22 protein-coding genes are annotated in these 19,313 nt (G+C 62.7%); 13 read left to right on the top strand and 9 right to left on the bottom strand.

Annotated elements, in window-relative coordinates:
- Positions 1-25 precede the first annotated feature (25 nt).
- The 9 genes from ACR0AO_RS17650 (at position 26) to yddG (ending at position 7,369) form a co-directional block, all read left to right on the top strand.
- Positions 26-355 (top strand): hypothetical protein, encoded by a 330-nt coding sequence (locus ACR0AO_RS17650; protein WP_480606275.1) that lies wholly within the window; start codon positions 26-28, stop codon positions 353-355.
- Between the two features lie 59 nt (positions 356-414).
- A complete protein-coding gene (locus ACR0AO_RS17645) occupies positions 415-801 on the top strand; it encodes a hypothetical protein (RefSeq protein ID WP_480606272.1) in 387 nt (128 codons plus the stop codon).
- Positions 798-1,772, top strand: coding sequence for a sterol desaturase family protein (locus ACR0AO_RS17640; RefSeq protein WP_480606270.1), 975 nt, complete (start codon positions 798-800; stop codon positions 1,770-1,772). The genes ACR0AO_RS17645 and ACR0AO_RS17640 overlap by 4 nt, the downstream gene beginning before the upstream one ends.
- 89 nt (positions 1,773-1,861) lie before the next feature.
- Positions 1,862-2,041: a hypothetical protein gene (locus ACR0AO_RS17635; protein ID WP_480606267.1), complete on the top strand. Its 180-nt coding sequence runs from the start codon at positions 1,862-1,864 to the stop codon at positions 2,039-2,041.
- 97 nt (positions 2,042-2,138) lie between these two features.
- Positions 2,139-2,978, top strand: coding sequence for an EAL domain-containing protein (locus tag ACR0AO_RS17630; protein ID WP_480606265.1), 840 nt, complete (start codon positions 2,139-2,141; stop codon positions 2,976-2,978).
- A 197-nt stretch (positions 2,979-3,175) separates the two neighbouring features.
- Positions 3,176-4,351: an acetyl-CoA C-acetyltransferase gene (locus ACR0AO_RS17625; RefSeq protein WP_480606261.1), complete on the top strand. Its 1,176-nt coding sequence runs from the start codon at positions 3,176-3,178 to the stop codon at positions 4,349-4,351.
- Positions 4,352-4,534: 183 nt separating this feature from the next.
- Positions 4,535-5,257, top strand: a complete 723-nt coding sequence (gene phbB, locus ACR0AO_RS17620; protein ID WP_480606258.1) for an acetoacetyl-CoA reductase — start codon at positions 4,535-4,537, stop codon at positions 5,255-5,257.
- A gap of 301 nt (positions 5,258-5,558) precedes the next feature.
- A complete protein-coding gene (locus tag ACR0AO_RS17615) occupies positions 5,559-6,506 on the top strand; it encodes a transcriptional regulator GcvA (protein ID WP_480606256.1) in 948 nt (315 codons plus the stop codon).
- Positions 6,503-7,369 carry an aromatic amino acid exporter YddG gene (gene yddG, locus ACR0AO_RS17610; RefSeq protein WP_480606254.1) on the top strand — a complete coding sequence of 289 codons (867 nt, stop codon included), beginning with the start codon at positions 6,503-6,505 and terminating at the stop codon, positions 7,367-7,369. Before ACR0AO_RS17615 ends, yddG begins: the two co-directional genes overlap by 4 nt.
- Here the strand turns inward: yddG and ACR0AO_RS17605 are convergent.
- From ACR0AO_RS17605 to ACR0AO_RS17595, 3 genes are all read right to left on the bottom strand, one after another.
- Positions 7,366-7,530, bottom strand: a complete 165-nt coding sequence (locus ACR0AO_RS17605; protein ID WP_480606251.1) for a YdcH family protein — start codon at positions 7,528-7,530, stop codon at positions 7,366-7,368. The two genes, yddG and ACR0AO_RS17605, sit on opposite strands and share 4 nt — an antisense overlap.
- A gap of 116 nt (positions 7,531-7,646) precedes the next feature.
- The gene (locus ACR0AO_RS17600; protein WP_480606250.1) at positions 7,647-8,420 is read right to left on the bottom strand and encodes a tRNA1(Val) (adenine(37)-N6)-methyltransferase; all 774 of its coding nucleotides are present in this window, start codon (positions 8,418-8,420) and stop codon (positions 7,647-7,649) included.
- Complete coding sequence (locus tag ACR0AO_RS17595) at positions 8,417-8,632, bottom strand: putative signal transducing protein (RefSeq protein WP_480606247.1); 216 nt, start codon at positions 8,630-8,632, stop codon at positions 8,417-8,419. The genes ACR0AO_RS17600 and ACR0AO_RS17595 overlap by 4 nt, the downstream gene beginning before the upstream one ends.
- A gap of 56 nt (positions 8,633-8,688) precedes the next feature.
- On the opposite strand from ACR0AO_RS17595, the gene ACR0AO_RS17590 reads away from it, so the two are divergent.
- Positions 8,689-9,687, top strand: coding sequence for a polyprenyl synthetase family protein (locus ACR0AO_RS17590; protein ID WP_480606244.1), 999 nt, complete (start codon positions 8,689-8,691; stop codon positions 9,685-9,687).
- Here ACR0AO_RS17590 and ACR0AO_RS17585 read toward each other — a convergent pair.
- The 4 genes from ACR0AO_RS17585 to soxR all read right to left on the bottom strand — a co-directional run bounded on the left by ACR0AO_RS17585 (position 9,680) and on the right by soxR (position 14,548).
- A complete protein-coding gene (locus ACR0AO_RS17585; RefSeq protein WP_480606242.1) occupies positions 9,680-10,501 on the bottom strand; it encodes a 4-(cytidine 5'-diphospho)-2-C-methyl-D-erythritol kinase in 822 nt (273 codons plus the stop codon). The genes ACR0AO_RS17590 and ACR0AO_RS17585 overlap by 8 nt on opposite strands.
- Complete coding sequence (locus ACR0AO_RS17580) at positions 10,491-12,158, bottom strand: tetratricopeptide repeat protein (RefSeq protein WP_480606463.1); 1,668 nt, start codon at positions 12,156-12,158, stop codon at positions 10,491-10,493. The genes ACR0AO_RS17585 and ACR0AO_RS17580 overlap by 11 nt, the downstream gene beginning before the upstream one ends.
- 151 nt (positions 12,159-12,309) lie before the next feature.
- On the bottom strand, positions 12,310-13,956 hold the full coding sequence (locus ACR0AO_RS17575) for an electron transfer flavoprotein-ubiquinone oxidoreductase (protein ID WP_480606240.1): 1,647 nt from the start codon (positions 13,954-13,956) through the stop codon (positions 12,310-12,312).
- Between the two features lie 136 nt (positions 13,957-14,092).
- Positions 14,093-14,548, bottom strand: coding sequence for a redox-sensitive transcriptional activator SoxR (soxR, locus tag ACR0AO_RS17570; protein ID WP_480606238.1), 456 nt, complete (start codon positions 14,546-14,548; stop codon positions 14,093-14,095).
- A gap of 90 nt (positions 14,549-14,638) precedes the next feature.
- Between soxR and ACR0AO_RS17565 the strand changes: the two genes are divergently transcribed.
- From ACR0AO_RS17565 to ACR0AO_RS17555, 3 genes are all read left to right on the top strand, one after another.
- Positions 14,639-15,019: a VOC family protein gene (locus tag ACR0AO_RS17565; RefSeq protein WP_480606236.1), complete on the top strand. Its 381-nt coding sequence runs from the start codon at positions 14,639-14,641 to the stop codon at positions 15,017-15,019.
- A 132-nt stretch (positions 15,020-15,151) separates the two neighbouring features.
- Entirely contained in the window at positions 15,152-15,622 is a 471-nt protein-coding gene (gene greA / locus ACR0AO_RS17560) for a transcription elongation factor GreA (protein WP_480606235.1), read from the top strand.
- A gap of 13 nt (positions 15,623-15,635) precedes the next feature.
- A complete protein-coding gene (locus ACR0AO_RS17555) occupies positions 15,636-16,640 on the top strand; it encodes a hypothetical protein (protein WP_480606232.1) in 1,005 nt (334 codons plus the stop codon).
- Positions 16,641-16,649: 9 nt separating this feature from the next.
- Here ACR0AO_RS17555 and ACR0AO_RS17550 read toward each other — a convergent pair whose 3' ends face one another.
- Positions 16,650-17,252, bottom strand: coding sequence for a GNAT family N-acetyltransferase (locus ACR0AO_RS17550; RefSeq protein WP_480606229.1), 603 nt, complete (start codon positions 17,250-17,252; stop codon positions 16,650-16,652).
- On the bottom strand, positions 17,249-19,294 hold the full coding sequence (locus ACR0AO_RS17545) for a molybdenum cofactor synthesis domain-containing protein (RefSeq protein WP_480606227.1): 2,046 nt from the start codon (positions 19,292-19,294) through the stop codon (positions 17,249-17,251). Before ACR0AO_RS17545 ends, ACR0AO_RS17550 begins: the two co-directional genes overlap by 4 nt.
- Between the last annotated feature and the right edge of the window lie 19 nt (positions 19,295-19,313).

Genomic DNA, 19,313 nt, shown 5'->3' with positions numbered 1-19,313 from the left:
GCGCAGCCGGGGAAAGGAGGCCGCAATGAAACCTGTGGTTCTGCTGATTGGGCGCCTGCCGAACGTGATCGGAGATGTGGCGCAGAAACTCGAACATCTGCCGATCGAGTGGCTGGGCGCGCATGATCAGGAAGAAGTGAAGCGCCAGCTGGAGACCGAGCCGCGCATCGCCTGCGCCATCATGGGCGCGGGGCTGGACGACACGGTTCGCGGTGCGCTGGTCGGCATCATCGCGTCGCGGCGCCCGGATATCTGTATCCACCTGAAAGACCGGCAATCCGGCCCCGAGGGGCTGGTGCCCTTTGTCGAACGGGTGGTCCGGCACGAGGTTCTGGGCCAGATGCAGCCGGGCTGACGCGACGCCACCTTTGACAGCGTCCTGCCGTCTTTGCAGATTGGCGGCAGGAGGGTCCGATGCCGCTGGAAATTCTGCTGCTCTTGGTTGTCGGCGGCATTGCCGGGATTGCCCTGCTTTTGCACCTGAACGGACGGTCAGGACTGCGTATCCTGACCCCGGAAAGCGTGCGTGCCGAATGGGCCCGCCACTTTCCCGAAGATCACGTAATCGACGCAACGCTCAGCCATTGCGGCCATGCCGCGCTGGTGCGGACCGACATGGGCGCGGGCCTGCTGTGGTCGTTTGGCGCCGACACCGTGGGCCGGCACCTGTCCGACTATGACTGGCTGGATCATCCGCAGGGGCTGCAGATCTTTTTCCACGATTTCGGAGCGCCGCATGCCCTCGTCCGGCTGGACGAAACCGAGCGTCCGCACTGGCGAAACCTGCTGAGGCGGCCATGAGCGACCAGATCACCTATCCCGATGTCGTCCAGTGGGCGGTGCCGTTCTTCATCGCCGCGATTCTGGCTGAATTCCTGTGGATCGCCCTGAGGGGCCGGGGCGGACGGTATGAAACCCGCGATGCGGTGACCTCGCTGATCATGGGGGCGGGCAACGTGGCCTCGGGCCTGCTGCTGGGCTTTGTCGCCTGGGCCTTCTTCATGTGGCTGTGGCGGCTGACGCCGCTGGATCTGGGCACTTCCATTCCGGTGGTGGTATTGTGCTTTGTTCTCGACGACCTGCGGTACTATTGGGTGCACCGGTTCGGTCACCGCATCCGCTGGGTCTGGGCCAGCCACGTGAACCATCATTCCAGCCAGCACTACAACCTGACCACCGCCCTGCGACAGACCTGGACCTATACGTTCACCTTCATGATGGTGGTGCGCGCGCCGCTGATCCTGTTGGGCTTTCACCCGGCCATGGTGCTGTTTGCCGGAGGGTTGAACCTGATCTATCAGTTCTGGATTCACACCGAGGCCATCGGCCGGATGCCCCGCTGGTTCGAGGCGGTGATGAACACGCCCAGCCATCATCGGGCGCATCATGGGCGCAATGCGCGCTATCTGGATTGCAACTATGCCGGGGTTTTCATCGTCTGGGACCGGATGTTCGGAACCTTCGTGCCCGAGCAGGCGAATGACAAGGTCGATTACGGACTGGTCCATAACATTGCCACGTTCAATCCGCTGCGCGTGGCCTTTCACGAATGGGTGGCCATTTTCCGGGACATCGCACAGCCGGGGCTGACGGCCCGGCAGCGCCTGGCCTATGCCTTTGGCCCACCGGGTTACAGCCATGATGGCAGCCGCGACACTTCGGACCGGATCAAGGCCAGACATCTGACCCTCCACCCCGAGCTGAGGGGCACGCCGGGCTTTGAACGAACCGGCCGTGCCGGGGCTGTTTCAGGCGGCAAACCGGCCTCGTGACAGGCGACGGTTCGCCGGTGCGCTTGAAATTCCGATCTTTGCCCCCATATGCAGGCAATCCGTTTCAGGGTTTTTTGTCGGAGGCCAGTATGAGCAGCACCACGGTTTATTCGGTCGCAATCGGTCTGATCGGACTGGTTCTGGCGATGATTGCTGCCCTGAGCGCGGCACTTCCCGCCGTGGTGATCGTGGCCGGGTACGGCCTGATGGGCGCGGGCACGGTCGGAGCGCTGACCGGCGCGGTTCTGGCCCGGCTGTCGGCGCGCTGAAACTCCGGGGCATTTTCTCAAAATACCGCAGTTAACCGAAGCTTCACCCTTCGGCCACCAAACTGATTCCGTATGGCGGCAGGAATCGGTTGGCGGGATGCGAAGGCGCAAAATCAAACAGGCAGCAATATCGGAAGGGGCGGACAACCCGCTGAGTGCGGCGGTAACCGGTCGGGATCGTTCCGCACTCCGGATGGCGACCGAGGCGGTCAGGCACAAGCAGTGCATGCTCGCTTTTCAGCCCGTCGTGCAGGCATCCCCTCCGTATGCGCCCGCATTTTATGAAGCGTTCATAAGGGTTCTGGATGAAACCGGCCGGATCATCCCCGCGCGGGAGTTCATGTCGCACGTCGAAGACACCGAAATCGGCCGAGAACTGGATTGCATCGCACTGGAAATCGGCCTGCGTCAGATGGCGCACAACCCCGATATCCGCCTGTCGATCAACATGTCGGCCCGCTCTATCGGGTATTCCCGCTGGTCGGCGGTGCTGGACAGGTTTCTGGCCAAAAACCCGACACTGGGCGAACGCCTGATTTTGGAGATCACGGAAAAGTCGGCAATGCAGGTGCCCGAACTGGTCATCGACTTCATGGATCGGTTGCAGGCCCGCGGCATCGCTTTTGCGCTGGATGACTATGGGTCCAGCAGCTTCAGCTTTCGCCATTTCCGCGATTTCCTGTTCGACGCGGCCAAGATCGACGGCCAGTTCGTGCGCGGCGTTGATCGGAATCCCGACAATCAGGCGCTGATCCGCGCCCTGGTCGCCGTCGCCCGCGAGTTCGATATTCTCGTCACCGCCGAATCGGTCGAAACCCGCGAGGAGGCCGAGTTTCTGCTTAACTACGGCGTCGACTGCCTGCAGGGGTTCCTGTTCGGCGCGCCCTCGATCGCACCGCCCTGGAAAGCAAAAAAGCAAGACCGGGCCAGCGCTTAGCCCGCGCCCGAAAAGCGGCGCACCGCCCGGACGGATCAGGTGAGACAAGCTGACCGTTGCTGCAACTGCAGCATTACGTTATGGCAATGGGTGTTAGAGCGGGGGATAGCGAGGCGCTCTGCATGTCGAGGGATGCGCTCCCGATGACCTGCGCCGTCACATTTCCCGAAAGACTATGACGGTAAAGGATTGACTGTATGACCAACGTAGTAATCGCATCCGCCGCACGGACCGGTGTCGGCAGTTTTGGCGGCTCATTTGCGAATACCCCCGCACATGATCTGGGCGCAGCCGTTCTCGAAGCGGTCGTCGAACGCGCAGGCATCGAAAAAGGCGAAGTCAGCGAAACCATCATGGGTCAGGTCCTGACCGCTGCCCAAGGCCAGAACCCCGCGCGTCAGGCGCATATAAACGCCGGTCTGCCGCAGGAAAGCGCGGCCTGGGGCATCAACCAGGTCTGCGGCTCGGGTCTGCGCGCCGTGGCACTGGGCGCTCAGCACATTCAGCTGGGCGATGCCGAGATCGTGGCCGCCGGTGGCCAGGAAAACATGACCCTGTCGCCCCACGCCGCCGCCCTGCGCGCCGGTCACAAGATGGGCGACATGAAATATATCGACACGATGATCCGTGACGGTTTGTGGGATGCCTTCAACGGCTATCACATGGGCCAGACGGCCGAGAACGTGGCCGAGAAATGGCAGATCAGCCGCGACATGCAGGACGAATTCGCCGTCGCCTCACAGAACAAGGCCGAAGCCGCACAGAACGCGGGCAAATTCGTTGACGAAATCGTCCCCTTTACCATCAAGACCCGCAAGGGCGACATCGTGATGGACAAGGACGAATACATCCGCCACGGCGCCACCATGGAAGCCATGGCCAAACTGCGCCCGGCCTTCACCAAGGACGGCTCGGTCACGGCCGCCAACGCGAGCGGACTGAACGATGGTGCCGCCGCAACCCTGCTGATGAGCGCCGAAAACGCCGAAAAGCGCGGGATTGAGCCTCTGGCCCGCATCGCATCCTATGCGACCGCCGGTCTTGACCCGTCGATCATGGGCGTCGGCCCGATCTATGCCTCGCGCAAGGCGCTGGAAAAGGCGGGCTGGTCGGTTGACGATCTGGACCTGGTCGAGGCCAACGAAGCCTTTGCCGCGCAGGCCTGCGCGGTGAACAAGGACATGGGCTGGGACCCGGCCATCGTGAACGTGAACGGCGGCGCGATTGCCATCGGTCACCCGATCGGTGCCTCCGGCTGCCGTGTTCTGAACACGCTGCTGTTCGAAATGAAGCGCCGCGATGCGAAAAAAGGTCTGGCGACCCTGTGCATCGGTGGTGGCATGGGCGTCGCCCTGTGTGTGGAGCGCGACTGAGAGGTCCGCAATCAAAGATAGTCAAAGGCGCTTTCGGGCGCCTTTTCTTTGACACCATGTTTTTTCTGCACCTGCGACAATATTTGCACGAAAGCCCTGAATTTCTTCGCGAAACAATATTGCGCATCTGCGGCATAGTTTGTAGCAAGATTACCAAGACAATTCAAATCGGAGGACTCCTCAATGGCACGTACAGCACTCGTCACCGGCGGATCCCGCGGCATCGGCGCGGCAATTTCCAAAGCCCTCAAGGCCGAAGGCTATAACGTCGCCGCCACATATGCGGGCAATGACGAAGCTGCGGCGAAATTCACCGGGGAAACCGGTATCGCGACCTATAAATGGAACGTCGCCGACTATGAGGAATCCGCTGCGGGCATCGCCAAGGTCGAGGCCGAGGTCGGCCCCATCGACATCGTGGTGGCAAACGCGGGCATCACCCGCGACGCGCCGTTCCACAAGATGACGCCGGAACAGTGGCATCAGGTGATCGACACCAACCTCACCGGCGTGTTCAACACCGTACATCCGGTCTGGCCGGGCATGCGCGAGCGCAAGTTTGGCCGCATCATCGTGATCAGTTCGATCAACGGCCAGAAAGGGCAGTTCGCGCAGGTGAATTATGCCGCGACAAAGGCGGGCGATCTGGGCATCGTCAAATCGCTGGCGCAGGAAGGCGCGCGCGCGGGCATCACCGCCAACGCCATCTGCCCCGGCTATATCGCCACTGAAATGGTGATGGCGGTGCCCGAGAAGGTGCGCGAATCGATCATCGGCCAGATCCCCGCAGGCCGCCTGGGCGAACCCGAGGAAATCGCCCGTTGCGTCGCCTTCCTGGCGTCGGACGATTCGCAGTTCATCAACGGCTCGACCATCTCGGCCAACGGCGCTCAGTTCTTCGTCTGATCCCACGCCGGTCACAAAACAGGGCCGGTCCGATGGGACCGGCCCTTCTTTCATCCCGTAAGAACGCGCGCGCTGCGCTCAGCGGGAACCCAGTATCCACAAAATCACCTGCCTGAGGGCTTTGCCCCGCTCGTCATGCGCGCGCCGAAAGGCGCATCGCGTTGCGGCATTGGTCGGTGCTTCAAACATATCAGCTTCCCTCTGCATCAGTTTGATTTGATCTGACGACAGCATGGTTTCTTTTTTACATGACCACAAACGAGACTTTTCAATCATTCAGTTTAGTTTTACTTAACTGACCATGAGTGACCGCCTGCCTCCGCTGACCGCCCTGCGCGCCTTTGACGCCGCCGCGCGCCATATGTCGTTCGCCCGCGCGGCGGAAGAGCTGAACGTCACCCCGGCGGCGCTGTCCTTTCAGATAAAGTCGCTGGAAGAACATCTGGGACGGCCACTTTTCCGCCGCCTCAACCGCGCCGTGGAACTGACCGACGCGGGCAAAGCCCTTGCCCCAGGCGCGGCAGACGGGTTTGCCGGCCTGCAAGCCGCGTGGTCGTCCGCCCGGCGGCTTTCGGATAACACAACGCTCACCGTTACCGCGGGCCCGGCGCTGACTGCGAAGTGGCTTGCGCCACGGCTTTATGACTTTGCCCGCGCCCACCCCGAGATCGACCTGCGGTTCTCGGCCACCTTGCGCAACATGGATCTGCAAAGGGATGAGGTCGATGTCGCGATCCGCTTTGGCTATGGACAGGATGACGATCTGTATTCGGTGCCGGTGAGGAAGGAATGGCTGACGCCGGTCATGACCCCGGAACTGGCAGAACGCTTTCCGACGCCGCAAAGCTTGACTCAGGCGCCGTTGATCCACGACGAATCCACCGAATTTCTGCGACCGCCGTGCGACTGGCCCACTTGGTTTCGCGCCGTGGGTATCGATTTCGTCCCGACGCATGGCGCACATTTTTCACATGCGGATCACGCCATCGACGCGGCGGTCGCGGGTCTGGGTGTGGCGCTGGGGCGGCGTCCGATGATCATCAAGGACTTGATCGAGGGGCGGCTGGTCGCGCCATTCAGGATCGCCATCGAGACCAGGGCACGGTTTCGGTTTCTGTGCCTGAAAGGCGCAGAAACCCGGCCGCAGATCGCCGCCTTTCGCGACTGGTTTCTTGCCGAGATCGAAAAGACCGCGCATATCTCGGACGATTTCGAAATCATCCCGGTCGAGGACATCCCGCAAAAATGACCCGAAACCGCGCCACCGCCATCGGATTTGCCGCCGTCCTGCTCTGGTCGCTGCTGGCGCTGTTCACCGTCGGCTCGGCCCCGACGCCACCGCTTCTTTTGAACGCGGTCTGCTTCAGCATTGGCGGCACTCTGGGCCTGATCTGGACGGTGCGGACGGGTGGATTGGCGCAACTGAAGGATGTGCGCCCCTCGGTGTTCCTGTTCGGCGCTCTGGGCCTGTTCGGGTATCACGCGCTGTATTTTTCCGCCCTCCGCATGGCCCCAGCGGCCGAGGCCGGCCTGATCGCCTATCTCTGGCCGCTTCTCATCGTCCTGTTTTCCGGGTTGCTGCCCGGAGAGCGCCTGCGTGCCGGGCATCTGATCGGTGCCGTTCTGGGCTTTTCCGGCGCCGCCCTGATCATCACCGGCGGCGGCAGCGCCGGGTTTCAGGCGCAATACCTTCCCGGCTATGCGTTGGCACTGCTCTGCGCACTAACCTGGACGGGCTATTCCGTATTGTCGCGGCGGCTGGGCAAAGTGCCGACAAGCTCGGTCGCCGTGTTCTGCGTTTTGACGGCGATCGCGTCGTGGGCGCTTCATTTTGCGGTCGAAGAAACGGTCTGGCCACCGACAACACTGGCCTGGGCCGCGACCGTGGCGCTGGGACTAGGGCCAGTGGGACTGGCCTTTTATGTCTGGGATATAGGGGTCAAGCACGGCGACATTCAGATTCTCGGCACCAGCTCATACGCCGCGCCGTTGCTGTCTACCGTTGTGCTGGTTCTGGCCGGTATCGCCGCCCCGACCTGGGGTCTGGCAATTGCGGCCCTGTTCATCACCGGCGGTGCCGCCATCGCGGCACGCGCCAGCCTCAAACCTTAGCTCGAAAGCCGTTCGATCTCTTCTTTCAGTTTGAGTTTTTGCTTCTTGAGTTGAGCAATATGGAGATCATCGATACCTGGGGAGCGCTGGGCTTCTTCTACTTCGAGACTGAGGTTAGCATGCTTCCGTTTCAGTTCGGTCAGATGTGCGCTCACGCTCATGGCGATCCTCCTTCTCAGTGATTTGTACAGTACGAGTTGAGCATATCGGTTTCGGACTGTCACGCGGGTTCAGCACGGAATCTGTCACAAATTCTTCAAATTCGGCCATTGGCCGCCTATCGGTTCGCGGGCCAGGGCATCGGCGCCGCGTCCCGCTGAACCGCAGCGATTTCCGGGCGGCAATGGTCTTCGTCGCGCAGGTGCTTCTCGCCGATGTGGAGAATCACCGGCGCGTGCAGTCTGAACGCCGCCTGCCCACCCTTTCTGGCCCGCAGAATCAGCAACTCGGGCGCCCTGCCGGCACGCGCCGACAGAGGCAGCACCTCGACCGACCCCAACCGGCCCATACAGGCGGCCAGCATTTCCGGCAAACGGTCGGCACGCTGGATCATGTGCAGATATCCGCGTGGCGCAAGCCGCTTGGCCGCAACCGATATCCAGGTTTCCAGCGGGGTCTGCCCGCCCAGCGCGACGCGGCGGCCCGAATCCTGCGAGGGGCTGTGCGCACCGGCGCGGAAATAGGGCGGATTGGCGATGACTTGATCGAACTGGCGCTGACGCAATTCGGCGGGCAACGCGGAAATATCGGCCTCGACGACCTCCAGACCGGCATCGTTTTCCGCGCCGTTGCGACGTGCCAGCGCCGCATAGGCCGTTTGCAGCTCCACACCGGTCAGGACCAGCCCGTCCACCCGCGCGGCAAGGCACAGGATCGCCGCCCCCGCACCGCATCCAAGCTCCAGAATCGATTGGCCCGCCCGCGCCGGAACGGAGGCGGCCAGATAGACCGGATCGACACCGGCGCGATATCCCCTGCGTGGCTGCCACAAGCGAATCCGGCCGCCCAGAAAGTTGTCGCAGGTCAGATCCTGTTCCGCAAACCCGGTCATCGGCCCAGCGGAATTTCGTTGTCTTTCATCACCCGCACCGCGCGGTCGAAATCGTCGACGCGCACCATCAGCCGCCGCGGAAAGATTCCGATCCCGCCTTCGAGAACGCTCATGTTTACGTCCATCTCAAAGCAGTCTATATCCTCGCCCCTAAGAAGAGCGGATGCAAAGGCCATGACGGTTGGATCGGTGCTGCGCAGAAGTTCTTTCATAGGGACGGATGTAAGGGCAAGGTGGGACGAAAGTCGAGCCTTGTATCAGGAGTGTGATGGACATCGGGACAATCTCGAAACCGCATGAAAGGCTGGCCGAACTTCTGGCTGCAGAGATGGAGGCCGTGAACGACCTGATCCGCGTTCGCATGGTTTCGAAACATGCGCCCCGCATCCCCGAGGTCACCGCGCATCTGGTCGAAGCGGGTGGCAAACGGCTGCGACCGATGCTGACGTTGGCCGCCGCGCGGCTGTTCGGCTATCCGGGCGAGCATCACATCCGGCTGGCCGCCACGGTCGAGTTCATCCACACCGCCACCCTGTTGCATGACGATGTGGTGGACGAAAGCGCCCAGCGGCGCGGGAGGCCCACCGCCAACCTGCTGTGGGACAACAAGTCCAGCGTGCTGGTGGGTGACTATCTGTTTTCGCGCAGCTTTCAGTTGATGGTCGAAACCGGGTCGCTGCGGGTGCTCGACATCCTCGCCAACGCCTCGGCCACCATTGCCGAGGGCGAGGTGCTGCAGATGACGGCGGCGACCGATCTGCGCACCGACGAAAGCGTCTATCTGCAGGTGGTGCGCGGCAAGACGGCGGCGCTGTTTTCGGCGGCAACCGAGGTGGGCGGCGTCATCGCGGGCGCAACCGGGGCCCAGGTGCAGGCGCTTTACGATTATGGCGACGCCCTGGGGATCGCCTTTCAGATCGCGGACGATCTGCTGGACTATCAGGGTGACAGCAAGGCCACCGGCAAGAACGTGGGCGACGATTTTCGCGAACGCAAGCTGACGCTGCCGGTGATCAAGGCTGTGGCGCAGGCAACAGCGGACGAGCGCGCCTTCTGGCAGCGCACGATCGAAAAGGGCCGCCAGCAAGAAGGCGATCTGGAGCAGGCGCTGGAGCTGATGCGCAAGTACCAGACGCTGGAGGAAACCCGCGCCGATGCCAATCGCTGGGCGGCCAAGGCCAAAGCTGCGCTGGATGTGCTGCCGGATCACGAGATCCGCACCCTGCTGCGCGATCTGGCCGATTACGTGGTTTCACGCCTCAATTGAGCTGCACCGCGCGGCACCACCATTCGGGATGGGCCGCGCCAATCTCGTAGGCGGCGAAATGCGCGGCCTTCATGGTGGGATACAGCGCAAAACAGGTTGAGCCTGAACCGGACATCCGCGCCATCAGGGCATTGGACGTCGCCCTCAGATCGTCGAGGACTCGCTCGATCTCACGCGCGACACCCATGGCCGGAATTTCCAGGTCATTGCGCTGATCTTTCAGCCAGGCGGCGCAATCGGCGGGGTCGATTAATGGCGGAATATCCTCTGCCATCGCAGGATTTTCGCGTGCGCCCAGCGCCTTGAACACCGCCCCTGTCGGCACCGCCACACCGGGATTGACCAGCAGCGCGGGCAGATGCGGCAGATCCACCGGCGTCACACGTTCGCCAATGCCCTGCATCCGCGCGGCACGGGCGGCCATGCAGACAGGCACATCCGCACCCAGAGACAGCGGCAAATCCTTTGGGATTTCGAAACCCTGCCCCGCCAGCGTCCATAGTGTTGCAGCAGCATCCGAAGACCCGCCACCGATCCCGGCTCCGTGCGGCAGGGTTTTGCGCAGATTGATATGCCCGCTCCACCCCATCGCCTCGGCCGCCTGCCAGACCAGATTGCGGCCATCGACCGGCACGCCGCCGGCATGTTCGCCGGTAACATCCATCGACAGACCCGTTCCGGGAGTGAAATCCAGACGATCGCCCAGATCGGCAAAGACAACCAGCGAATCCAGCAGGTGGTAGCCATCGTCGCGCTGGCCGGTCACATGCAGGGTCAGGTTGATCTTGGCGGGCGCAAAGGCCTCAACCGTCATTGGCCACCTTCAGCGGAGTCGCACCCTCTTCCTGCAGCACCGCATCCAGCCCGATTTCCAACTTGCGGCGGATACGGTCGGGATCGGCCTCGCCATCGGTGTCTTCCAGATCGATAAAGGACAGCGCGCGCTTCCACTGGAACTCGGCCTCGCGGGCGCGGCCCACGGCCCAGTACACATCGCCCAGATGATCGTTCACCACCGGGTCGATGGGCATCAGCTCAACCGCGCGTTCCATATGCCCGACCGCCTCGTCATAGCGCCCCAGGCGGAACAGGACCCAGCCCAGGCTGTCCACGATATAGCCGCTGTCGGGTCGCGCCTTCACCGCGCGCTGGATCATCTCAAGCGCCTCGTCCAGCTTTTCCTGACGCTCAACCAGCGAGTAGCCCAGATAGTTCAGCACCTGCGGCTGATCCGGGCTGAGTTCCAGCGCGGTGCGGAAATCGGCCTCTGCCGCGTCCCACTGCTTGAGGCGTTCGTAGCAAATTCCACGTGCATAGCGCAGAAACCACTGCCCGCCCGATCCCTCTTCAAGCAGATCCAGCGCCAAATCATAGGCCGCCACGGCCTCGGCGTATTTTTCCTGCTGCCGAAACAGATCGCCCAGCGCACTGTGAACGACCGGCAGTTGCGGATGGTCCTGCGCCAGCTTCTCCAGCACCTCGATGGCCGCATCCGGTTTGGCCGAGCGGCGCAGGGCTTCGGCCCGGCCCAGTTCGGCGGCGTGATAATCCGGCCCGTCCGGCGGGACCATCTTGTAGGTCGCCACCGACAGCTCGTACTGGCCCAGCCCGTCCAGTAGTTCGGCGCTCAGCAGCAGCGCGTCGATATGGTCGGGGCGCAGGAAACTGGCGGTGCGGGAATAGACCAGAACATAGTCGTTCGCCGCCTCGTTATTGAGCGCCGTTCCGATGGAAAAGAAAACCTCGGCCAAGCCATCAAGCGCGGATCGCGCATGGGTGAATGGCAGCTTTTCACCGGCCGCAAGTTTGTCCGACACGGCTTGTAGCGCCGGATCGGCGCGGCCTCCGAACACCTCGTTCAGATTTGCCAGGGCCTGTTCGTTCCGGTCCAGCTGTGACAGGATTTCGGCGCGCGACAGCACCGCGCGGCGGGATGCGCGCGCGACCCGGCCGTCATCGGCGGCAAAAATCTCTTCCGCGCCTTCATAATCGCCGACAGAGGCCAGTGCCAAAGCCTTGTGATAGCGCGCAAAATCTCGCAGTCCGTTTTCATTGGACACCTTGTCGAACTGCTCCAGCGCCTTGGAAACGGCCCCGTCGCCCATATAGGCCCAAGCCTTCACCAGACCGTCGACCAGCGGACCGATACCCAGGGTTTCGGGGTCGCGAGCCAGAATGTCCTTGTACCGCTCCTCGGCGATCAGATTGGCAACGACCACCATATGGGCGACCTGGCTGCGCAGTCCCAGCGCCTCCATCTCGCGTGCCACGACATTTGCGCGCTTCAACTCGCCCAAGGACAGCTGCGCCAGCACCACGTTTTCCATAAGGGCGGGATTGGCAGGGTCGGATGCAAGCGCCCGAATATAGAACCGCGCCGCTTCCGCATAGTCGCTGCGATACACGGCCTGACGCCCCGCTAAATAGGCCCCCGCCCCGGATTCGGCCGAAACCGCCGTCGGGAAAGCCATCGCAACCGCAAGCGCGGCACCTGCCGCATGTCGTACCAGGGAGAGCACCGATTTCCTGCCTTTTCTCGTTTTTCGGAGAACAAGCTAGGGCTTCGGCGATGAAGAGGCAATGGCAGAGCTTTCACGTCCCCGCCATTGCCCGGTTTCTTGCTTACATATTGGGATAGTTGGGGCCATCCCCGCCCTGCGGCGTGGTCCAGGTGATGTTCTGGCTCGGGTCCTTGATGTCGCAGGTCTTGCAGTGGACGCAGTTCTGGAAGTTGATCACGAACCGCGGTTCGCCGTCCTCCTCGACCATCTCGTAAACGCCTGCCGGGCAATAGCGCTGCGCCGGTTCGGCGAATTTCGGCAGGTTGACCTTGACCGGAATGTCCGGGTCGGTCAGCCGCAGATGACAGGGCTGGCTTTCCTCGTGGTTGGTCATCGCGAACGAGACGTTGGTCAGACGGTCAAACGACAGCGTGCCATCAGGCTTGGGATAGTCGATCGGCTTGTGTTTGCTGGCCTCTTCGGTCGATTGGGCGTCGTTCTTGCCATGGCCCAGCGTACCGAAAAGGGAAAAGCCCAGCGTGTTGGTCCACATGTCCAGACCGCCCAGAACCAGCGAGGGGATCATGCCCCACTTGGACCACATCGGCTTGACGTTGCGCACCTTTTTCAGGTCGCTGCCGATGGGGCCTTCGCGGACATCAACCTCGTACGCTGTAAGCTCATCACCCGAACGCTCGGCCTTGATGGCGTCATAGGCGGCCTCAGCCGCGGCCTTGCCCGACAGCATCGCGTTGTGGTTGCCCTTGATGCGCGGCACGTTGACCATGCCCGCAGAACAGCCCAGCAGCGCCACGCCGGGCGCCACCAGTTTCGGCATCGACTGAAGGCCACCCTCGGTGATCGCACGGGCGCCGTATGCGACGCGCTTGCCGCCCTTCAGCAGTTCGGCAACCATCGGGTGGTGCTTGAAGCGCTGGAATTCCATGTAGGGGTACAGGTGCGGATTCTTGTAGTTCAGGTGAACCACGAAGCCCACGTAGACCTGATTGTTCTCCAGGTGATAGATGAACGAGCCACCCCCGGCATTGCCGCCCAGCGGCCAGCCCATGGTGTGCGTGACCGTGCCTTCCTTGTGCTTGGCCGGGTCGATCTCCCAGATCTCTTTCATGCCAATGCCGTATTTCTGCGGCTCTTTGCCGGCGGACAGGTCGTATTTGGCAATCACTTCCTTGGACAGCGAACCGCGCACGCCTTCCGACAGGAAGACATATTTGCCGTGCAGTTCCATCCCCGGCTCGGTGCCGGGGCCGTAGGACCCATCGGGCTCAAGGCCGAAGACGCCGGCGACAACACCCTTGACTTCGCCATTGTCGCCATAAACCAGTTCCGAACACGCCATGCCGGGGAAGATTTCAACGCCCATCTCTTCGGCCTGTTCCGCCATCCAGCGGCAGACATTGCCCATCGAAACGATATAATTGCCGTGGTTGTTCATCAGCGGCGGCATCGGGAAGTTGGGAATGCGGATCTTGCCCGCCTCACCCAGCATATAGAAGTTGTCTTCCTCGACCGGCACGTTCAGTGGTGCGCCTTTCTCTTTCCAGTCGGGGATCAGAGCGTCCAGACCGCAGGGATCAAGAACCGCACCTGACAGGATATGCGCGCCCACTTCCGAACCCTTTTCAAGAACGACAACGTTCAGGTCGGCATCCAGTTGCTTGAGACGAATGGCCGCCGACAGGCCCGCAGGGCCCGCGCCCACGATCACCACGTCATATTCCATCGCTTCGCGTTCAATTTCGGCCATCGTGGGCTCCTTCGCTAACTTTCCGAATTGGCGCTCTCAACGCGTGATCTGCGCAATTTTGTTTCACGCGTGATTACCCGTTGTGAAAGTCCCTGGTCAATCGAAACACGGCGTAAATTCGCTGCAATGCGGCAGTTCATGCCTCTGGCGCGTCGCCCATGAGGTATCTGGGACCGCTGCCGCGTGATTTTGCCCGGTCATCGGGGTTGTACAGCCTGCATTTCGGCAGACTCAGACAGCCGCAGCCAATGCAGCCGTCCAGATTGTCACGCAATCGGATCAGTGTATCGATTCGGCTGTCCAGATGCGCGCGCAATCCCTTGCTGATCCGTTTCCAGTCTTGTGGTGTCGGAGTCCGGTTGCCGGGCAGATCGGCCAGAACCTCGCGGATTTCCGGCAACGACAGGCCGAATTGCTGCGCGATCATCACGAAACTCAACCGCCGGATATCGGCGCGCTGATAGCGCCGCTGCCCGCCGGTGTTGCGCCAGGGCGAGATCAGCCCCTGCGCCTCGTAGTACCGGATCGCCGAAACCGCCAGACCGGTGCGCCGCGCCAGCGCCCCTATGGAAAGCCCCTCTGATACCGCCATTCGCTTTTCCCGAACAAAACTCTTGACCTAAAGTTAGGTTTAGAAATTACGGTGAGTCGTATCAAGACCCGAATTCAAGAAGGAGCGATCATGCCTGCATCATTGGAACATACGAATTTCACCGTCAGCGACCCAAAATCGACCGCCGCCTGGATGCAGGATGTGTTCGGCTGGAAAACCCGCTGGGAAGGCTCTGCGATTGCCGGGGGCTATACCGTTCACGTCGGCAATGCACATACCTACCTTGCGCTTTATGCCCCCGAAAACCCCAGACCGACGACCGAAAGCAGCTACAACACCGTCGGCGGCCTTAATCACGTCGGTGTCGTTGTCGAAGACCTCGACGCGACCGAACAAAAAGTCCGCGCCGCCGGGTTCAAACCGCACAACCACGCCGACTATGAACCGGGGCGGCGGTTTTATTTCGACGATGACAACGGTATCGAATTCGAGGTGGTCGCCTACGACTAGGCTGTATTCCGCGTCAGCAGGCGTTGACCTCTTGCAATTCACGCCTCATTTGGGTCAGGTATTCCTAAATCAATCAGTCGCCCCGGCGCATCGCGCGGCGGGGCGACGCAATTTATGCGTGGAACAGTAACGATGGAAAAAATTCCGATGACGCCTGCGGGCTATGCCGCGCTTGAGACCGAATTGAAAAAGCTCAAGTCCGAAGAGCGCCCCGCCATCATCAAGGCCATTGCCGAAGCGCGCGAGCATGGCGACCTGTCCGAAAACGCCGAATATCACTCGGCGCGTGAAAAGCAGTCGTTCATCGAGGGCCGCATCAAGGAACTGGAAGGCGTCCTGTCACTGGCCGATGTCATCAACCCGGCAAAACTGTCCGGCGCAATCAAGTTCGGCGCGCGTGTCACGCTGGTGGACGAGGACACGGACGAGGAAAAGACCTGGCAGATCGTGGGCGAACACGAGGCCAATATCGAAGGCGGTCTTCTGAACATCAAATCCCCTATCGCCCGCGCCCTGATCGGCAAGGACGAAGGCGACAGTGTCGAGGTGCGCACGCCGGGCGGCCTGCGGTCCTATGAAATTCTGACCATCCAGTATTCCTGACGGGGGCACGGCCATGTCGGGCACCCCAACGGACAACGAATCGGACCGCCCGACTTCGCTTGGCATCTACGACCGGCCGCACAGGCAGGCCATCACCGGCATTGAAATCGCGGCTATCATCCTCAGCCTGATGTGGCTGGCTTTTGCGGTGGTCTTTATCGCCGTGCCGCGCGACGCGGCCTCCAGCGGACCGCTGGTCGTCATGCTGGCGGTGTTTATGCCGGTGGCGATGATCTGGGTGGCGGCCACCGCCATGCGGGCCAGCCGCGTCATGCGCGAGGAAAGCCAGCGCCTGCAAACCGCGATCGACGCGATCCGTAATGCCTATGTCCTGCAACAGCAGCGCGCCGCGATCATTCAGGAACCTGCCGTTACCCAGAAACTCGATGAAATCGCCGCGTCGGCAAAAAAGGCGGAATCGGCCCTTGCGACTTTCTCGACATCGCGGCCGGCGGTTATGGTCAAGCCGGCGGTACCCGCCCGGAAGAAACCAGCCAACGGCCAGACCTCGCTGGAGCTTGGCACCTCCGCCGAAGAGATTGCGCCCCCGCTCGCGACCGAAGATTTTATCCGCGCCCTGAATTTCCCGGAAACCGCCGAGGATACCCAGGGCTTTGCCGCCCTGCGCCGCGCGCTGAAAGACCGCAAGGCCGCGCAGCTTGTGCAGGCCGCGCAGGATGTACTGACCCTGCTCAGTCAGGAGGGCATCTATATGGATGATCTCAAACCCGACATGGCGCGCCCCGAAATCTGGCGTCAGTTCGCGCAGGGTACCCGCGGCCGCGCGGTCGCGGCACTGGGCGGGGTTCGGGACCGTTCCTCGCTGGCGCTGACCTCGGGGCGCATGAAACAGGACCCGATCTTTCGGGATGCGGCGCACCATTTCCTTCGCCGCTTCGATCACATGTTCATCGATTTCGAGACCGAGGCCACCGACGCCGAAATCGCGGCCCTGAGCGATACCCGCACCGCGCGCGCGTTCATGCTGCTGGGGCGGGTGGCCGGCACCTTCGACTGAACGGCACGCTCAGACCGCGTTGCCTTTGCCGACGGACCACCTCATGCGGGTTGACTTTCTGAAACCCAGAATGGGTCGAAACATCCCCGTCCCGGTGTCCCCCATGGCCACGAATCCCACCCGCTCGTAAAGCGCGCGGGCACGCGGGTTCGTGTCAATGACGTCCAGGTGCACTTCACGCATTCCCGATGCTGCGGCTTCGGCCATGATCGCCTTCAGCAGCGCCGTTCCCACGCCCTGCCTGCGCGCCGCCGCGGCGACACAAATTCCGTCCATCTGGAAAACTCCGGGTTGCAGATCCCGTTCCAGCAGGCTCAGCAAAAGCCCGCGCCAGACGGCGCCGAACCGGCCATAAACCCGCGCAAGATCGCTCAGGCCGCCGCCGGCGAACGCCCCCTTGTCCGTCTTGTATCCGGCAAGGCCCAGCACGTTCCCCGCGTCATCACGCGCCACAAGCGCAAAATCGGGGCTCAGGGTCGCGGCGAAAAAGGCCTGCGCCCGCGTGCCGCGTCCCATGATCCGGGTCAGCTTGCGAGAGAACGCCTGCCAGAACAATGCCGCCGCAATCGGGCGCTCGGACTCATCGAAGCCTTTGGAAATCTCGACCTTCACAGCCCGAAGCTGCCATAGGGGATGAAGCGAACCGGATCGCCGGGGCGGATGTGCCGCTCGCCATCCCCGATCTCGACCAGCCCGTCGGCCCAGCTCAGCCCGCTGATCCGGCCCGAGCCTTCCGAGCGGAACACTTCGACCCGGCCATCGCGCACCCGTGCGCGCAGGTATTCCCGCCGGCCCGGCTTCTTGCGCTTCTCGAACGCGGCGGGCAGGTCGAATCCCTGCGGCCGCTGCCAGTCCTCGCCCGACAGCAGCCCCATCGCGGGCCGCGCAAAGATCAGCGTGCACACCATCGCCGCCACCGGATTGCCGGGCAGGCCGAATATCGGCGTTCCGTTCCAGATGCCCAAAGCCAGCGGTCGGCCCGGTTTCAGCGCGATGCGCCATTCCTGCATCGCGCCCGCCTCGCGCAACAGCGCCGACATGTGGTCCTCGTCCCCGGCAGAGGCGCCGCCGCTGGTCAGGATCACATCCGCCTGTCCCGCCGCCTCGTCCAGCCTGGCCCTCAGCGTGGCACGGTCGTCGGGCACCCGACCGATATCCACCGTTTCGAACCCGAACCGCTGGGCCATCGCCAAAAGCATCGGCCGGTTGGCATCGAAGATCTGGCCCGGCCCTGCGTCATCCCCGGCTTCGACCAGTTCGTCACCGGTCGACACGACCGCCACACGCAGCGGCAGATGCACCGGTATCCCGGCCACGCCGACCGCCGACAACAGCGCCAGATCCGCCGGGGTCAGTCTGCGACCCCGGTGCAGGGCGATATCCCCCGCCGCCACATCCTCGCCCGCGTTTCGCGTGTTGGCCCCCTGTTTCAACGGCCCGTGAAAGGCGACATGGCCATCCTGCACGGTCACGTCCTCTTCGAGGATGACCGTATCGACACCTTCGGGCAGTGCCGCCCCGGTCAGGATACGCAGCGCCTTGCCTTGCGGCAGAACCCCGTCGAACGGCACCCCGGCCGCTGCCCGGCCCTCGGCCAGCGGCACCACATGCGCGCCTTCGGGATAACCTCCGGCAAAGCCATAGCCATCCACCGCCGAATTCGGCAGCGGCGGGTTAGAACGGCGCGCAGCAACGTCTTCGGCCAGCACCCGGCCCAGCGCCCCCGCCACCGGCACGTGTTCGATGCCGGTCACCGGATGCATCCGGTCGCGCAACATCGCCAGCGCGTCGTCCACCGGCGTCCAGCTGACGCCTGCGGGCAAGGCGAAACAGTCGTTCTTCAGGGGGGGCGGCGCGATATCCGGCTTGTTCTGTGTCACACCCATGATCCACCCTTCCTCTGCAGCGCTGACATTCAAAAGTTGCGCCAAGTCTTGCCGCGAAAGACCCGCCAGATTCAATGCGACTTGTTCGACCTGCCAGGCGTCCCTGATACGGCCTGTCGGTTCCGCGCCCAGTGTCAGCGACGGCCAGACCTCGACAAAGGCCACCGCCCTGTCCAGCCGCTCAAAGGGCCAGACAGCGACCTGCCCCCCGAACCTCCGGCGCAGGCGTGCCAGAACCGGCAACCCCATCATCACCTGTCCGCCCACCGCGCCCGCGCCGCCCATCTGCCAGCAGGTGAAACTGCCCCTGGCAAGGGTTTCCACCTGACGGCGCTCGGGGAACGGGTTGTAATAGTCATCCTTGCGGCGCGGCAGCCCGTCGATATCGCGCCGCAGCCCGTTCATCCAGAACGGGCCTCTGGCCCCGAATTCACGGTTGATCTCGCCAGCCAGATCAAAGCGGTTGTTGGCTGCCGGGCTGTCCCATATCCGCGCTTCGAACCAGTCCCACAAGACCAGCGGATCATCGGTTCCGGTGAGCGCACGCGCGAACCCGCGCGGATAGCCAAAGGGAAAATCGAACCCCAGAAACAGATCGCGGCCGGCCGTGATCTCCGCCGTCATCAGGTCCGCCAGCCAGTCCTCGGCCAGTTGCCGGTTGCGCAGATAGATCGGGTCTTCGGCGCATCCATCCCGCACCACGCATGCCCAGATCGCATCCCTTCGCGGGCGCGGTCCGGTGTCATTGCCTCCGGACCAGTCCACCATTGCGAAGGTCCGGAACGGG

It is taken from the genome of Ruegeria sp. AF8, from assembly GCF_056541825.1.
The sequence above is the reverse complement of the archived record's forward strand: the minus strand, read 5'-3'. Positions and strand labels throughout refer to the sequence as shown.

What these genes read in the sequence shown, in the direction of transcription:
- ACR0AO_RS17650 (WP_480606275.1), top strand. Translation starts at nt 26, where the DNA reads ATGAAACCTGTGGTTCTGCTGATTGGGCGCCTGCCGAACGTGATCGGA.
- ACR0AO_RS17645 (WP_480606272.1), top strand. Translation starts at nt 415, where the DNA reads ATGCCGCTGGAAATTCTGCTGCTCTTGGTTGTCGGCGGCATTGCCGGG.
- ACR0AO_RS17640 (WP_480606270.1), top strand. Translation starts at nt 798, where the DNA reads ATGAGCGACCAGATCACCTATCCCGATGTCGTCCAGTGGGCGGTGCCG.
- ACR0AO_RS17635 (WP_480606267.1), top strand. Translation starts at nt 1,862, where the DNA reads ATGAGCAGCACCACGGTTTATTCGGTCGCAATCGGTCTGATCGGACTG.
- ACR0AO_RS17630 (WP_480606265.1), top strand. Translation starts at nt 2,139, where the DNA reads ATGCGAAGGCGCAAAATCAAACAGGCAGCAATATCGGAAGGGGCGGAC.
- ACR0AO_RS17625 (WP_480606261.1), top strand. Translation starts at nt 3,176, where the DNA reads ATGACCAACGTAGTAATCGCATCCGCCGCACGGACCGGTGTCGGCAGT.
- phbB (WP_480606258.1), top strand. Translation starts at nt 4,535, where the DNA reads ATGGCACGTACAGCACTCGTCACCGGCGGATCCCGCGGCATCGGCGCG.
- ACR0AO_RS17615 (WP_480606256.1), top strand. Translation starts at nt 5,559, where the DNA reads ATGAGTGACCGCCTGCCTCCGCTGACCGCCCTGCGCGCCTTTGACGCC.
- yddG (WP_480606254.1), top strand. Translation starts at nt 6,503, where the DNA reads ATGACCCGAAACCGCGCCACCGCCATCGGATTTGCCGCCGTCCTGCTC.
- ACR0AO_RS17605 (WP_480606251.1), bottom strand. Translation starts at nt 7,530, where the DNA reads ATGAGCGTGAGCGCACATCTGACCGAACTGAAACGGAAGCATGCTAAC.
- ACR0AO_RS17600 (WP_480606250.1), bottom strand. Translation starts at nt 8,420, where the DNA reads ATGACCGGGTTTGCGGAACAGGATCTGACCTGCGACAACTTTCTGGGC.
- ACR0AO_RS17595 (WP_480606247.1), bottom strand. Translation starts at nt 8,632, where the DNA reads ATGAAAGAACTTCTGCGCAGCACCGATCCAACCGTCATGGCCTTTGCA.
- ACR0AO_RS17590 (WP_480606244.1), top strand. Translation starts at nt 8,689, where the DNA reads ATGGACATCGGGACAATCTCGAAACCGCATGAAAGGCTGGCCGAACTT.
- ACR0AO_RS17585 (WP_480606242.1), bottom strand. Translation starts at nt 10,501, where the DNA reads ATGACGGTTGAGGCCTTTGCGCCCGCCAAGATCAACCTGACCCTGCAT.
- ACR0AO_RS17580 (WP_480606463.1), bottom strand. Translation starts at nt 12,158, where the DNA reads ATGGCTTTCCCGACGGCGGTTTCGGCCGAATCCGGGGCGGGGGCCTAT.
- ACR0AO_RS17575 (WP_480606240.1), bottom strand. Translation starts at nt 13,956, where the DNA reads ATGGCCGAAATTGAACGCGAAGCGATGGAATATGACGTGGTGATCGTG.
- soxR (WP_480606238.1), bottom strand. Translation starts at nt 14,548, where the DNA reads ATGGCGGTATCAGAGGGGCTTTCCATAGGGGCGCTGGCGCGGCGCACC.
- ACR0AO_RS17565 (WP_480606236.1), top strand. Translation starts at nt 14,639, where the DNA reads ATGCCTGCATCATTGGAACATACGAATTTCACCGTCAGCGACCCAAAA.
- greA (WP_480606235.1), top strand. Translation starts at nt 15,152, where the DNA reads ATGGAAAAAATTCCGATGACGCCTGCGGGCTATGCCGCGCTTGAGACC.
- ACR0AO_RS17555 (WP_480606232.1), top strand. Translation starts at nt 15,636, where the DNA reads ATGTCGGGCACCCCAACGGACAACGAATCGGACCGCCCGACTTCGCTT.
- ACR0AO_RS17545 (WP_480606227.1), bottom strand. Translation starts at nt 19,294, where the DNA reads ATGGTGGACTGGTCCGGAGGCAATGACACCGGACCGCGCCCGCGAAGG.